This window comes from Acinetobacter sp. 25-47-130, assembly GCF_056779705.1.
The window spans coordinates 261,123-275,567 of record NZ_JBWYII010000003.1; the positions used below are offsets into that span (position 1 = coordinate 261,123).

Consider the following 14,445-nt stretch of genomic DNA (forward strand, 5'->3'; position numbering starts at 1 on the left):
CAATTTAAGTTCATGGTGCAATTGATTGCTGTAAGGGTCAAGTAAAATTGATTGAATTTATGGTTTTCACCCTCATCATCAGATGAGTAAATCATAAAGATTTGAGCAAGCAAGCCATGCATTACCAATGTTATTGCATATTTTTATCATCTGTATAGCGAGAATTATCGAGTGAGTGACAGTCGTCCATTTGAATTAGTAACTAATTACGAGCCTGCAGGAGATCAACCTCAAGCAATTGAGAAACTTGTTAAAGGAGTACAACAAGGTTTTAAGGATCAATTGCTATTAGGGGTAACAGGCTCTGGTAAGACCTATACGATGGCGAATGTCATTATGCAATTACAACGTCCTACTATTGTAATGGCACACAACAAAACCCTTGCGGCTCAACTCTATGGAGAATTTAAAGCATTTTTTCCACATAATGCTGTTGAGTATTTTGTAAGTTATTACGATTACTACCAGCCAGAAGCATACGTACCGTCATCTGATACTTTTATTGAAAAGGATTCTGCTATTAATGATCACATCGATCAGATGCGGTTGTCCGCAACGCGTGCTTTGCTTGAGCGTAAGGATGCCATTATCGTTGCTTCGGTGTCCGCCATTTATGGTTTAGGTGATCCTAACGCATATATGAATATGCTCTTACATATTGTGACAGGTGATCGAGTCAGCCGTGATGAGTTGATTCGTCGATTGGTAGAAATGCAATATACGCGTAATGAACTCGAATTTTTACGAGGTACTTATCGAATTCGTGGAGAAATTCTTGATATTTTCCCCGCAGAGTCAGAACAAAATGCAGTGCGGATTGAGCTATTTGATGATGAAGTGGATTCGATCCGCTGGTTTGATCCTTTGACTGGAAAAATGATTCGTAAAGTCCCACGAATCACGATTTATCCTAAAAGTCACTATGTGACGCCTAAAGATAACTTGCAGCGTGCCATCGAAACGATTCGTGAAGAACTCAAAGAGCGCTTGGCATATTTCAGAGCTGAAGATAAATTGCTTGAAGCTCAACGTATTGAACAGCGTACTCGATATGACCTTGAGATGATGCAACAGCTTGGTTATACCAATGGTATTGAGAATTACTCGAGACATTTATCAGGTCGACCAGCTGGAGAGGCCCCGCCAACGCTTTTCGACTACCTGCCTGAGGATGCATTACTTATTATTGATGAATCGCATGTTACGGTTCCTCAAATTGGTGCGATGTATAAAGGCGATCGATCACGTAAAGAAAATCTAGTGAATTATGGTTTCCGCTTGCCAAGTGCATTGGATAATCGACCAATGAAGTTTGAAGAGTGGGAACGTATTATTCCTACTACAATTTATGTCAGTGCGACGCCTGCCAATTATGAATTAGAAAAATCAGAACAAATTGCTGAGCAGGTGGTGCGTCCAACAGGGTTGATTGACCCCGTCATTGAAATTCGACCAGTATTGACTCAGGTGGACGATGTCCTTTCGGAGATTAATCAACGTAAAGATAAAAATGAACGCGTCTTGGTCACAACGTTAACCAAACGTATGGCTGAAGATTTGACGTCATATTTAAAAGAGTACGGGATCAAAGTGGCTTATCTGCACTCTGATATCGATACTGTTGAACGTGTGAAGATCATTCATGAATTACGAACAGGTGTCTACGATGCTTTGATTGGAATTAACTTACTCCGTGAAGGTTTAGACATGCCTGAGGTATCTTTAGTTGCAATATTAGATGCCGATAAAGAAGGCTTTTTACGCTCAGAACGTTCACTTATCCAAACCATTGGTCGTGCTGCTCGAAATGTTGAAGGAAAGGCTATTTTATATGCAGATCGGATTACGGATTCAATGCAAAAAGCGATTGATGAAACGGAGCGTCGCCGTACCAAACAAATTAATTTTAACTTAGAACATGGCATCACTCCGCGTTCAGCAGTCCGCCAAGTCATCAAAGAAATTGATACTGGTGAAGTGTATGATGATGAGTCAATTGATGAGAGTGTATCGGGACAAGCACGTGCATTAAGTGCGGATGAGCGCCATATAGTTTCCGATCCAAAACTATTGGCAAAACATTTGGCTAAATTAGAGAAAGAAATGCTCAAAGCTTCGAAAGAGCTTCAGTTTGAGCAAGCAGCGCGTTTCCGTGATGAGATCGTGCGTTTAAAAGCACAGTTAATTCAGTGATTTAATTTACAGAAAACACTGTAAAATCATCACATAACGTAACATTAAGCCGAAAAATAACCATTATTGTAGAAGAGTAAATGAATACTCACAAACAAATTCAATAAATAGGGGTTATTTAGATGATCAAGAGTCTCCCATCTGCTGGTTTCAATGTTAGCAAGAGTGTATTGGGTGGTGCGTTATTGGTTGGTTTAGGGGCAGCAACGATGGTTTATGCTCAGGAGAAGCCACTCAACACTGTTGAGAAAGTTGAACTCGATAAATACTTAGGTGTTTGGTATGAAGTAGCACGTAAGCCACTTTATTTCCAAAACAAGTGTGATCGTGATGTGACTGCGACATATACATTAAATGAAAATGGTAATGTCAATGTTGATAACCGTTGTTTTACTGCTGATGGTAAAGTGACTCAGTCAGTGGGTGAGGCATTTGTACAAAATCAGCCATTTAATACAAAATTGAAAGTTAGTTTCTTGCCGAGTGCTATTCGATGGTTACCAGTTGGTCGTGGCGATTATTGGGTGCTGAAACTGGATGAGGATTATCAAACTGTACTTGTGGGTGAGCCTAAACGTAAGTACATGTGGGTGCTTTCTCGCACGCATAATCCTGATCAAGCAGTTGTGAATGAGTATCTTGATTATGCTAAATCCGTTGGTTATGACTTAAGCGATGTGATACGTACAAAGCAAACGGGTCAAGCACCTGGTTCAACAAAATAATGTTGAAAATGATGAGAACCACGCTAAGGCGTGGTTTTTTTATGCATCAACATCTATTGCTATGAATTCTAGCTATAATATCGTTTGGTAAAATTTAGGTTCAGATATGTTAAAAGGTATAGCATTGTCAGTTATGGCATCAGTGACATTTGGGGTGCTATATTTTTATACGTATTTTCTTAGACCACTAGACAGCGAGCAAACCTTTGCTTGGCGAATGTTAGCCACGTTACCTTTTTTAACGTTGTTTATGTGGTGGTCGGGTGATCTAAAATATGTTCGAGAAATTTATAATAAAATTTGCAAACAACCATCTATTTTAATTTGGCTCTTGATCAGTTCGTTTTTGTGTACAACTCAACTCTGGTTATTTTTGTGGGGACCAATCAATGGTCGGGGGCTTGAGGTTTCTTTAGGATATTTTTTGTTGCCTCTGGTGATGGTTCTCTTTGGTTGCGTTCTTTACAAAGAAAAGCTCTCAAAGTGGCAAATTGCAGCAGTGTTTTTTGCAATTCTTGGTGTCAGCCATGAAATCTGGCGCATCGGTACTGTGGCATGGGAAACCATGTATGTTGCTGTGGCTTATCCGATCTACTTTTTTTTAAGAAGAAAATTTGCAACAGATCATTTAGGTGGATTCTGGTGGGATTTATTGCTGGTGATTCCAGTTGCTGTTTTTCTAGCATTTTTTTATTCAAACACATTACCTCTGATTATTGAGTTTAAATATCTCATTTTAGCCGTACTAGGTCTAGGTTGCTTAAGTGCCTTAGGGCTTGGAAGTTACATCTTGGCGAGCAGATATCTTCCATTTGTGATTTTTGGGTTATTGAGTTATTTAGAGCCGATTTTGTTGGCAGGAGCATCAATGGCAATGGGTGAACGCGTGGAAGCAGGAGAATGGTTGACTTATATTCCAATTTGGTTTGCTGTATTGCTCCTTATTTTGGAAGGTGCAATTTATCTCTATCGTCAAAGAAGAACTGAAAAGTTACTTCAATATCAACATAAGAAACTACAATCGCGTCTAGCCCAAAAAGATGAGCACTAAGTTTCATATAATTACATAAGGATGAGTTGTACATAAGAGTTTTTGACTGAATGATAAGAATAATTGCTTATTCTTTAAAAATATTTGTGACACAATTAACTAAAATGTAAAAATGTGATAAATTTATTAGATCAATAGTAATTCTAATTTAACAATCATGATTCAGTACCAAACAAGAGCAGCATTATTACAGATGGAGCCTAGTCTGGATTTAAACTGGCAAAGACTCTTAGAGCGTATATTTCAACATTCTGATAGTGATGTTCGCGAAGAAATTGATCGTCAAATTCTCAAACCTAAAGATATATTTTGGAATCGTGTGAATAACACGTTCGAATATAAAGTCACGACGTCGCTGGGAATTTTAAAGCACAGTTTTTCTAGTGAAAGAATGCGCTCCATTGCAGCAAAGTTATGTCAATCTATCCAATGGTTGAAGGAGATGACGGATTGCGTACAAGTGGCGGACTATTTGGAAAATGCGCTGTATCAAATTGACCAAATTGCTGTTGAGGATAATTTAAAATTACAACGCGAAAAAATGTTAATGCGTCGGGTTTTTTTGCAAGATGTTGCTAAGTTAATTCGAGAATTAAATCTTGAAACACCAGTTGGAACTCGTCAGTTAACTTCAGCTCAGATTAAGAGCTTTATGATAGAAGTATTTATTAAGCAACAATTATTGGGGTATTGGTTTAAACCCCTTCTACCTAGAAGCTCATCGATCATGGAGCATCCTTTTTTGCACAATGGTTGTTGAAAGAACAGTCCATTCGACACTTTGATATTGTTAAAACCTCTGAATTTCTATTCGTCATCGCACCAACCAGTCAGTTTGAACAAAATCCATTTTCGATCCGTCGTTTTTTATTTGAAGATCGAATGGAATACAACCAGCAAATTTATCTCAATGGGTTAGTTCTGGATATGCGCCGTTACAATGAAGAGGGGTATATCAAACAGTTTATGGAACACGTGCAGATGATGGTTACTATTCAGCATCAAGTGCATAAAGATGTCATTCAAATTGTGCAAGAATTTGAAGATGTTGCTGAACAGAAGATATTACCGCTTTTGACACAAAATTTAGGGATGGCTGGAAGTAATAGTGATTTTGTAGCCAAACAGCATTTACGGAAGATTGAGCAAGCATTGACTGTCGAATTGCTACAACCTCTCCTGGTGGCTTTAGAACAGCATTTATCACATATTGAAGAATATGAGCATCTGTTTAAAAGTGTGCATCGCATATTTTCAGATATTCTGGCGAATTATAAAGATTTTAAACAACAGCCTTCATTATTTTTTAATTCCTCAGTCCAATTGTTTGAATACAAGTTGTTAGCCTATTTAAAACTACTTGAAAAGCGTAAAGATGAAATATTTGTACCATTGAATATGTATGAGCGTGGAGTCATGCATGAGCGCTCCAAGAAACCATTAAATGCATTACAAGAAGATTTAAGCCAACATATTCAAGATTACCGAGAAATGCTGTCTCATACGATGCGTTTGAAACGAGATTATGCTGAAGTTCAAGGCTCATTTTTAAAAAGAATGGTGGCTGGAGAAAAGCTAGAAAAAGAACTTCAACAAACTTCATTGGCCATGGTGAAAATCAAGAAGCAGGCTTATCTAGATATTTTAAGTGTGCCTAAAAACTATCGAAAATATAGTGTATTTATTGAATTTGAAAGTTTTTCAGCTACAAGTGAGTTTGAACGACATTATGCATTCCCTTCGGGGCAAAATGGTTTAACTAAGCTTCCAGTATTGGTCAAACTCCCAGAAAACTTAGAAGATTTTAATTTAGAAGATTTAAATATGATGTTGAGTCAGGATATTTCGGCTTCACCAGTATTTAGTTGAACAGGCTTCAACTCAGTGACGAAATTGGATTTGTAGGCTTAATGATCAGTATTTGATATCTAAATGAAATCATTTACCCAAAAAATTATATTGTAATTCAATTGCTAAAATATATTTTTTACCAAGAGAAAATTGCTTTAGTAAAAAATAAACCGAGTTTTCATTTCAACTCTGAGTTAATTCCTTTACAATTATGGGGTTTTGAAATTTATGCTTAGATTTACAATTAATTAGAGGACGTATCTGTGAGCAAAGACACTATCGTTGCCCTACATGCAGAGCACCAAGGTCGCTGGAAAAACCGTGAAGAACTCGCGGAACGTATGATTGCCCTTGTTGGTCAGTTATACCGTGAAAAAAACATCGTAGCTACAGTATACGGTCGCTCTTTAATTAACCGCTCGGTTATCCAAATTCTTAAAGCTCACCGTCGTACACGTGTTTTAGACGTTGAACTTTCTGCTGTAGATACTTTCCCAATCCTTGAAGCATTGGTTAAAGTACAAAATATCGGCACAGCTGAAATCGATTTAGGCAAACTTGCTGTAGAATTTAAAGCAAAAGGTGGCGATGTAGATACATTCGTTGCTGACGCTGTTAAATCACTACAAGGAAATGCTGCATCTGTTGAGCATAAAGATGTTGTGCTTTATGGTTTTGGTCGTATTGGTCGTATCCTTGCACGTCTTATGATTGGTCAGTCTGGTCTTGGTCGTGGTCTAAACCTTAAAGCGATTGTTGTTCGTAAATCATCTGATGGTGATTTAGAGAAACGTGCTTCTTTACTTCGTCGTGACTCTATTCATGGTCCATTTGCAGGTACGATTTCTGTAGATGAAGAAAACGAAGCAATTATTGCGAATGGTCAATTCATCAAAGTGATCTATGCATCTAACCCATCAGAAGTGGATTACACTGCATATGGTATTGAAAATGCATTGGTGATTGATAACACTGGTAAATGGCGTGACGCTGAAGGTCTTGCTCAGCACCTTAAATGCCCAGGCGCTGCACGTGTAATCTTAACTGCACCTGGTAAAGGTGATATGAAGAACGTTGTGTTTGGTGTTAACCAAGCTGACATTCTTGATGAAGATACAATCATCTCTGCTGCAAGCTGTACTACAAACGCGATCACACCGACGTTGAAAGTACTTCATGACAAATATACAGTGATTAATGGTCACGTTGAAACAGTTCACTCGTTCACGAACGACCAAAACTTGATCGACAATTACCATAAAGCTGACCGTCGTGGCCGTGCTGCAACGTTGAACATGGTGATCACTGAAACGGGTGCTGCTAAAGCAGTTGCTAAAGCACTTCCAGCGCTTAAAGGCAAATTAACTGGTAACTCTGTACGTGTACCAACACCTAACGTGTCTTTAGCAATCCTTAACCTGACTTTAGACAAAGAAGTTGATCGTGATGAAGTGAACGAATATATTCGTCAAATTTCTATCAACTCTAATCTCCAAGGTCAAATTGGTTATACAAACTCTACTGAAGTTGTATCATCTGACTTTATCGGTTCACGCACTGCAGGTGTTTTTGATGCACAAGCAACAATTACGTCTGGTAACCGTTTAACAGCATATGTATGGTACGACAACGAAGTAGGTTATAGCTGCCAAGTTCTGCGTATCGCTGAACAAATGGGCGGCGTAAGCTATCCAAAAGTACCTGCTGAAACAAATGCATAATTTGTAAAGCATAAAAAGAGCCTCTTTCGAGGCTCTTTTTTATTTGCCTAAATTTACGTAATTAAGACTTTAGAGCAATATGGTTTCTTCAAAATAAGTGGTTTAATATTGAAAAATTGCGTATTTGTTCACATAAAATATGGATTGTGAGCAGGTGATTAAAAAAATAAGTGTTAAAGGATTATATTTTTGCGCATCAAATATCTTGTCATTGGCTTCGTGCTGATTGCTTTGGCTGCCGCGAGTGGTATAGCAATTGCCTTATGGGTTTTTCAACATTTTAAAATTTACATTCCACTTGAAGATCAAGCCGTGAATATTGATCTTCAGGAGCCATTGCAAGCGAAAGTTCAAATCCATGATGCTTTGGATGTAAATGTGACAGGTCGTGTGAAAACGACCATTCCAATACGAGAAAATCTTTCTATTCCTGTACAACAAACATTGAATCCTATGGTTCATTTCGACAATCAAGTACCAATTAAAACGGTTATTCCAGTCCGTGAAAATTTGATTGTAGATCAAAATTTAGCAGTAGATACTAAAGTAAAGGTTCGCATTTTGGGCAAAGATATTACATTGCCATTGAAAGGGACGATTCCAATTAAACTTGATGTACCTGTTGAAATGGATGTTCCCTTAGATCAAATGGTTCACTTGAAATTTCAAGCACCTGTTCAAGCGGATTTAAAAGAGAATCTACGCATCCCATTAAAAACGGATTTAGATGTGGATATACCAGTAGAAGGTCATTTGAATGCACCAATTAAAACTGCGTTAGAGGCTTCAGTCAACGTACAAAATACTTTGCCAATTAAAATACAAAAAGGTGAGTTGGTTATCCCACTCAATACCTTAACATTACAAAAAAATCAAAAAGTGGAAGCAGCATCACCCATTAAATTTCAGAAGGATGATCAATCTGCTGAATCGGTGAAAGCCCAGTGAGCTCGAGAAGCATGAGTGCTAAAAAAATCGTGGGATATGGTTCGCTCGTATTTATTGTCGTGGCAAGCATTGTCGCCGTAGGTTTTTGGCTATATCTCAATATTCAAGCATCTGTTCAAGTCAGTGCGAAGAATGCAAGTGTACAGTTGTCAGAATCATTGCTGACCAAAATTGATGTTGGGAATTATCTTGAGGTACAAGCGATTGGCGCATTAAATACAGAAATTAAAGTACAGGAAAATATTGATTTAGATTTGCAGGGTAAATACAAAACCAATCTCAAGTTTAAAATCGAAGTCCCTGTTTCTGTGAGTGTGGATTATCAAACGAAAGTAAAAATCGATCAAACGATTCCAATTAGTGCAACAACAGATTTGGTGTATAAAACACGATTTTTACCTAAATTTCCGTTAAATTTAGATTTGCCTATTCAGCTTGAAGTTCCATTTCATTTAAAGCGTACTTATCAAGTTCCGATTACGATTGATTTTGATGGTCCTGTGTATTTAGATTTGCATGAGCAGCTTGATGTGGATATTGATCATGTTTTCAAACCTGTATTGCATTTAAATGATCCAATTTTGATGAAGGATGTATCTAGTTTTAGAGCAACAATGTACAACTTGGAGCGTGAAACAAAAGCAAATTTAGATATGAACTTGGATTTACCTCTGCGCAATATTAAAAAGTAAAAACTCCCCTTTAAGGGGAGTCTATTCTCTAAGCATTCAGGGCTTGCTGAATGCTTTCACGAATCGATGTAGTTTTTCGACCAATTAAATGTTCAAGATCTTTGCGTTCACTGTACATCGCACCATGGGCGGTGTGAAGATCTGCATCTACAATGATGTCAATGAGACCTAGTGGTAAACCAGCTTGAGTTAATCCTTGACGATAATCTTCTGGAGATAAGTTTTGATATTTCACAGGCTGTTGTGAAAACTCAGAAAGTAGGGTCGCAAAATCATTTAAGCTAAAGCTTTCGCTACCAGCAAGCTCGTAAATTTTGTTCAAATGTTGAGCTGATTCATCATTTAATATTTGAGCTGCAGCAGTGGCATAATCCAAACGAGAAGCTGAACTAATTAAACCATCTTGAGCCGCTCCGTACACAATGCCTGTCTCGATTTGATGGGTGAGCGCAGATAAATAGTTTTCGCTATACCAATTATTTCTTAAAAAGGTGTAGGTAATAGAACTTTCACGTATTAATTTTTCCGTTTCTCGATGTTCATTGGCTAAGCCAAGCGGAGAATGATCTGCGTTCAGTAAGCTGGTATAGATTAAGTGAGGAACTCTAGCTTTAATTGCAGCATCAATAACAGCCTTATGTTGTGGAGTGCGACGACCAATTTCATTGGCAGAAATGAGCAGGAGTTTATCAACATCGTGAAGAGAATTTGCGAGATCATTTGGCTGATCATAATCAAATTTGCGTACTTGAATATCTTCAGAAAATAAAATTTTAGCTTTTTCTGGGTTGCGAACCAAAGCAATAATTTCATGCTTGCTATGAAGTTTTTTAAGTTCTTGAACAACTAAACGACCTAATTCACCAGTTGCACCTGTAATCGCAATTTTCATTTTAATTTCCTCTTAATGTGGCTAAAAAATAAACTTGATGCAGGCATATTAATCTGTTAACTTACTTAATGAAAGTACATACCTAAAAGTAAGTTATTAACTGTTAAGAGAAAAATGATGAGTACATATGCGCATAGTGATTTATTAGGTCAAGTTTTATCCAGTGAATGTCCTTCTCGTGAAATTTTGGAGCATCTCACCAGTAAATGGTCAGTTCTCGTCCTAAGTTGCTTGAGTGATGGTGTGCATCGTTTTAGTGAGCTAAAACAAAGAATTGAGGGGGTGAGCGAAAAAATGTTGGCTCAGACACTAAAAACCTTAGAAAAAGATGGTTTTATTTTGCGCACTGTTTATCCAGTAGTTCCTCCAAAGGTGGAGTATCAACTCACTGTATTGGGTTCAAATGCAGCGATGAAATTAAATGAATTGATCCATTGGATTGAGCGAAATTTACCCGAGATTTTGGAAAGTAAGGCACTTATTACGCGATAGTTATTCTTCATCATTTCATTATCGCTCAGTTTAAAGTGTGTACTGAGCGAGATGTTTATATGATTTTCATGATCTTAAAATCATAACGATCAATACATAAAATTAAAATTGAGAAAAACAGTCCCAAAGCAACGCAACCAATCCATGCATAATGTTCCCAAGCATAGACAGCACCTAAAGAACCTAATGCAGCGCCTGAAAAGTAAATGGTCATATATACAGCATTAATTCGTGAGCGTGCTTGACCATCAATACGATAGACTAGATTTTGATTTAAAACATGAAATGCAGTGAGACCAAAATAGCTCATCAATACGCCAAGTGCATAAATGAAGATGTTCTGTTGCGCGAAATATAATGGAATACAAGAGAACAGCATCAAGGTGATACATAATTGAGCGACAAATTCTTCTTTCCCTTTGCCAACTGTTTTACCAGACCAACTCGAGGAATAAATTCCGATAATACCTAGCAGACCAAATAGACCAATTTGAAAATCAGTAAATTGATATGGGGCACTCCCTAAAACAAAAGTCATCGATGTAAACACCATTGAGAGAATGCCAAATCCTAGGGCACCCGCGCAGGCACGGCGTATGAGATGCGGATTATGCTTTGCGATGCTCCAAAGTGATTTGTAAATATCGGTGACTTGTAAATGCGAAGCAGGTTGAGTGTTGGGGAGTTTTTTCCACATTAAACATGCAAAACATAAAGTCAAAATACCACTAATGAAATAAACGCCTTCCCAAGACCAATAAGTTGAAACAAAGCCGGCAAATGTCCTAGATAAAATAATCCCCATGACCAATCCGCTCATGAGTTTACCTACAACTGCCGAGCTTAATTCCGGTGGGCTAATGGAAGAAGCAAATGGAATTAATACTTGTGCTGATATGGCTCCAAATGTTGCACAAAGGGTAAAGATATATAAAGTGCTAATATCTGAGCTGAAAGACAAAAGGATCTGCGAAATTGCCGCAAATATCATTAAACTCACAATGAGTTTTCGTTTATTAAAAAAATCTCCAAGGGGTACCAAAAGCATGAGTCCGAGCATATAACCCACTTGAGCGATAACCACGGTAAATCCAGCTTGGCTGGTCGAAATTTCTAAACTTCTTTCGATTGAATAAATCAGTGGTTGATTGAAATAGGCTGAACCTGCACAGACACCACAGGCCAAAGCCATAATAAGCACGAATTGTGAGGATAAAGGGGTAGCAGAGCGATCCATGTCAAAATCTTAGAGTGCAATTTAATGCACTATAGGCATTATTTTATGGTTTCAGAAATAAATAAAACCAATGATGTCATTTGATAAAACAATGAGTAATGAATAAATCAAATTTAATGCAGTGATACACCAAAATATTAAAGACTCAATTTATGAAAAAAGTCGCTAACTTATTCTCAACCTGCATAAATATAGTCGAGAAATACTTTAAAATATGGCAGAATAGGCGGTTTTAAAGTTTTTAGAGGATTGGCATTATGCGCTTTGTTGATGAAGCAGTCATTACCGTAGAGGCTGGCGACGGTGGCAATGGCGTAGCCAGTTTTCGCCGTGAAAAATTCGTACCATTTGGTGGTCCAGATGGTGGTGATGGTGGTCGTGGTGGCAGCGTATATATTCAAGCTGATGACAACACCAGTACGCTTGTAGATTATCGTTATACCCGTAGATTTCGTGCTGAACGTGGTAAAAATGGTGCTGGCGCAAACTGTGCAGGTCGCGGTGGTGAATCCGTAACACTATATGTTCCAGTAGGAACAACAATTGTAGATACTGAGTCTGGCGACATCATTGGTGATTTAATTGAAAATGGTCAACGTGTTCTTGTTGCTCAAGGTGGTGACGGTGGTTTAGGTAACACTCACTTTAAGTCATCAACGAACCGTGCTCCACGTAAATGTACACATGGTAACAAAGGTGAGTTCCGCGAAATTCGCCTAGAGCTGAAAGTCTTGGCAGATGTTGGCTTATTAGGTATGCCAAATGCGGGCAAATCAACATTTATTCGTGCTGTCTCTGCAGCAAAACCAAAAGTAGCAGATTACCCATTTACAACTATGGTACCTAATCTTGGTGTTGTAGATGCAGATCGTCACCGTTCATTTGTAATGGCTGATATTCCAGGTTTGATCGAAGGTGCTGCAGAAGGTGCAGGGCTTGGTATTCGCTTCTTAAAACATTTGGCGCGTACTCGTATTCTTCTACATATCGTGGATGTACAGCCAATTGATGGATCAGATCCAGCTTATAATGCTAAGGCAATTTTAAATGAACTTTTAAAGTTCTCTCCAACATTGTCAAAACTCCCAGTGGTGTTGGTTTTAAATAAAGTAGATCAGTTGCCTGAAGACTCAAGAGATGAGTGGTGCAATCACATCCTTGAAGAGTTGAAATGGGAGGGTCCAGTATTTAAGACTTCAGGCTTGATGTCTGAGGGAACCAAAGAAGTCGTTTATTATTTAATGGATCAAATTGAACAACAGCGCGAACGCGAAGTTGAAGATCCAGAGTATGCAGCAGAAATGCAAGCATTCCGTGATCAGCTTGAAGCTGAAACACGTGAACAAACCATTGCAGCTAAAGAGGCTTATCGTGAAATGCGTCGTAAACAACGTCTTGCCAGTCAAGAGGATGACGATTTTGACGATGATGAAGATGATGGCGAAATGGAAGTGTACTACGTACGTTAATCTCTTTATATAAGAGACAGAGGACAAGATGATAGAAGTGGTAGATGGGCAACGTCAGCTCAAGGGTTGCAAAAGAATCGTTGTTAAAATCGGATCATCTTTACTCACAGCAAACGGAAAAGGTTTAGATATAGATGCAATCTCGCATTGGGCGGGGCAAATTGCAGATCTACACAATGCAGGGCATGAGATTATTCTCGTGTCTTCCGGTGCTGTGGCTGAAGGTATGGTTCGAATGAAACTTGAGAATCGACCCACGGATCTACCCAGTCTTCAAGCTTGTGCTGCCATTGGTCAAATGGGGCTGATACAAACTTGGTCTAGTGTATTGTTGAATCACAATATTCAGTCTGCACAAGTTTTATTGACTCATGATGACTTGGCTGACCGTCGCCGTTATTTGAATTCTTGTGATGCTTTACAACATTTAATCGATTGGAAAGTGATTCCAGTGATTAATGAAAATGACACTGTATCTACTGATGAGATTCGATTCGGAGACAATGATACTTTAGCTGCAATGGTTGCAGGCCAAGTTCATGCTGATTTATTGATTATTTTGACAGACCAAGAGGGGATGTTTGATTCAGATCCTCGCTCAAATCCTAATGCGAAGTTGTTTCATACAGTTCGCGCATTAGATGAAAGTTTGTTTGATATGGCAGGTGGTGGTGGTAAGTTTGGTCGAGGTGGAATGCTGACCAAAGTACGTGCTGCTCGTTTAGCTGCGAAATCAGGATGTCCTACACTGATTGCCAGTGGAGACAGTAATCATGTGTTAACTCGATTAATGTCGGGTGAGATGCTAGGTACGTTGTTTATCACTGATAATGATCGAATCACTGCTCACCAACAATGGTTAGCTGCGCATTTGCAGACTGCAGGGCGATTGGTGATTGATGATGGTGCTGTGAAAGCGATCAAAGAAAATCATCGGAGTTTATTGCCTGTAGGTGTGAAAGCAGTTGAAGGGCATTTCGAGCGTGGTGATGTGGTGGAGTGTGTGGATCAGCAACGGCATCGCGTCGCAGTTGGTCGTGTCAACTTTAGTTCACGTAGCGCTGAAATTGTCAAAGGCTTACCCTCAGATAAGGTACACCAAGTTCTAGGTGAAGCACGTTCATTAGAAATGATCCATCGCAATCATATGGCGATCTATTAATTTCTTATTTAA

Annotated in this window: 13 protein-coding genes; 11 read left to right on the forward strand and 2 right to left on the reverse strand. The window is 38.5% G+C overall.

What is annotated here, in order from left to right; translation table 11 throughout:
* The first annotated feature begins 171 nt into the window (after window positions 1-171).
* The 8 genes from uvrB (at window position 172) to AC1M83_RS06970 (ending at window position 9,181) form a co-directional block, all read left to right on the forward strand.
* Window positions 172-2,193, forward strand: a complete 2,022-nt coding sequence (gene uvrB, locus AC1M83_RS06935; protein ID WP_179997909.1) for an excinuclease ABC subunit UvrB — start codon at window positions 172-174, stop codon at window positions 2,191-2,193.
* A gap of 122 nt (window positions 2,194-2,315) precedes the next feature.
* Entirely contained in the window at window positions 2,316-2,918 is a 603-nt protein-coding gene (locus AC1M83_RS06940) for a lipocalin family protein (RefSeq protein ID WP_481590311.1), read from the forward strand.
* A gap of 106 nt (window positions 2,919-3,024) precedes the next feature.
* Window positions 3,025-3,969 (forward strand): EamA family transporter RarD, encoded by a 945-nt coding sequence (gene rarD, locus AC1M83_RS06945; protein ID WP_481590312.1) that lies wholly within the window; start codon window positions 3,025-3,027, stop codon window positions 3,967-3,969.
* 157 nt (window positions 3,970-4,126) lie between these two features.
* Entirely contained in the window at window positions 4,127-4,729 is a 603-nt protein-coding gene (locus tag AC1M83_RS06950) for a hypothetical protein (protein ID WP_481590313.1), read from the forward strand.
* Complete coding sequence (locus AC1M83_RS06955; RefSeq protein ID WP_481590314.1) at window positions 4,726-5,838, forward strand: hypothetical protein; 1,113 nt, start codon at window positions 4,726-4,728, stop codon at window positions 5,836-5,838. Before AC1M83_RS06950 ends, AC1M83_RS06955 begins: the two co-directional genes overlap by 4 nt.
* A gap of 245 nt (window positions 5,839-6,083) precedes the next feature.
* A complete protein-coding gene (locus tag AC1M83_RS06960; RefSeq protein WP_481590315.1) occupies window positions 6,084-7,541 on the forward strand; it encodes a glyceraldehyde-3-phosphate dehydrogenase in 1,458 nt (485 codons plus the stop codon).
* A gap of 189 nt (window positions 7,542-7,730) precedes the next feature.
* Window positions 7,731-8,489 carry an MFS transporter gene (locus tag AC1M83_RS06965; RefSeq protein WP_180028419.1) on the forward strand — a complete coding sequence of 253 codons (759 nt, stop codon included), beginning with the start codon at window positions 7,731-7,733 and terminating at the stop codon, window positions 8,487-8,489.
* 11 nt (window positions 8,490-8,500) lie between these two features.
* Complete coding sequence (locus tag AC1M83_RS06970) at window positions 8,501-9,181, forward strand: hypothetical protein (protein WP_180028418.1); 681 nt, start codon at window positions 8,501-8,503, stop codon at window positions 9,179-9,181.
* 28 nt (window positions 9,182-9,209) lie between these two features.
* Here the strand turns inward: AC1M83_RS06970 and AC1M83_RS06975 are convergent, their stop codons facing one another.
* The gene (locus AC1M83_RS06975) at window positions 9,210-10,073 is read right to left on the reverse strand and encodes an SDR family oxidoreductase (protein WP_481590316.1); all 864 of its coding nucleotides are present in this window, start codon (window positions 10,071-10,073) and stop codon (window positions 9,210-9,212) included.
* A gap of 117 nt (window positions 10,074-10,190) precedes the next feature.
* Between AC1M83_RS06975 and AC1M83_RS06980 the strand changes: the two genes are divergently transcribed.
* The gene (locus AC1M83_RS06980) at window positions 10,191-10,565 is read left to right on the forward strand and encodes a winged helix-turn-helix transcriptional regulator (RefSeq protein WP_180028416.1); all 375 of its coding nucleotides are present in this window, start codon (window positions 10,191-10,193) and stop codon (window positions 10,563-10,565) included.
* 55 nt (window positions 10,566-10,620) lie between these two features.
* Here the strand turns inward: AC1M83_RS06980 and AC1M83_RS06985 are convergent, their stop codons facing one another.
* Window positions 10,621-11,802, reverse strand: coding sequence for an MFS transporter (locus AC1M83_RS06985; RefSeq protein ID WP_481590317.1), 1,182 nt, complete (start codon window positions 11,800-11,802; stop codon window positions 10,621-10,623).
* Between the two features lie 257 nt (window positions 11,803-12,059).
* On the opposite strand from AC1M83_RS06985, the gene cgtA reads away from it, so the two are divergent.
* Window positions 12,060-13,271, forward strand: a complete 1,212-nt coding sequence (gene cgtA / locus AC1M83_RS06990; RefSeq protein ID WP_092767039.1) for an Obg family GTPase CgtA — start codon at window positions 12,060-12,062, stop codon at window positions 13,269-13,271.
* A gap of 28 nt (window positions 13,272-13,299) precedes the next feature.
* Entirely contained in the window at window positions 13,300-14,433 is a 1,134-nt protein-coding gene (gene proB / locus AC1M83_RS06995) for a glutamate 5-kinase (RefSeq protein WP_035265485.1), read from the forward strand.
* Window positions 14,434-14,445: the final 12 nt, after the last annotated feature.

What these genes read in the sequence shown, in the direction of transcription:
- AC1M83_RS06940 (WP_481590311.1), top strand. Translation starts at nt 2,316, where the DNA reads ATGATCAAGAGTCTCCCATCTGCTGGTTTCAATGTTAGCAAGAGTGTA.
- rarD (WP_481590312.1), top strand. Translation starts at nt 3,025, where the DNA reads ATGTTAAAAGGTATAGCATTGTCAGTTATGGCATCAGTGACATTTGGG.
- AC1M83_RS06950 (WP_481590313.1), top strand. Translation starts at nt 4,127, where the DNA reads ATGATTCAGTACCAAACAAGAGCAGCATTATTACAGATGGAGCCTAGT.
- AC1M83_RS06970 (WP_180028418.1), top strand. Translation starts at nt 8,501, where the DNA reads ATGAGTGCTAAAAAAATCGTGGGATATGGTTCGCTCGTATTTATTGTC.
- AC1M83_RS06975 (WP_481590316.1), bottom strand. Translation starts at nt 10,073, where the DNA reads ATGAAAATTGCGATTACAGGTGCAACTGGTGAATTAGGTCGTTTAGTT.
- AC1M83_RS06980 (WP_180028416.1), top strand. Translation starts at nt 10,191, where the DNA reads ATGAGTACATATGCGCATAGTGATTTATTAGGTCAAGTTTTATCCAGT.
- AC1M83_RS06985 (WP_481590317.1), bottom strand. Translation starts at nt 11,802, where the DNA reads ATGGATCGCTCTGCTACCCCTTTATCCTCACAATTCGTGCTTATTATG.
- cgtA (WP_092767039.1), top strand. Translation starts at nt 12,060, where the DNA reads ATGCGCTTTGTTGATGAAGCAGTCATTACCGTAGAGGCTGGCGACGGT.
- proB (WP_035265485.1), top strand. Translation starts at nt 13,300, where the DNA reads ATGATAGAAGTGGTAGATGGGCAACGTCAGCTCAAGGGTTGCAAAAGA.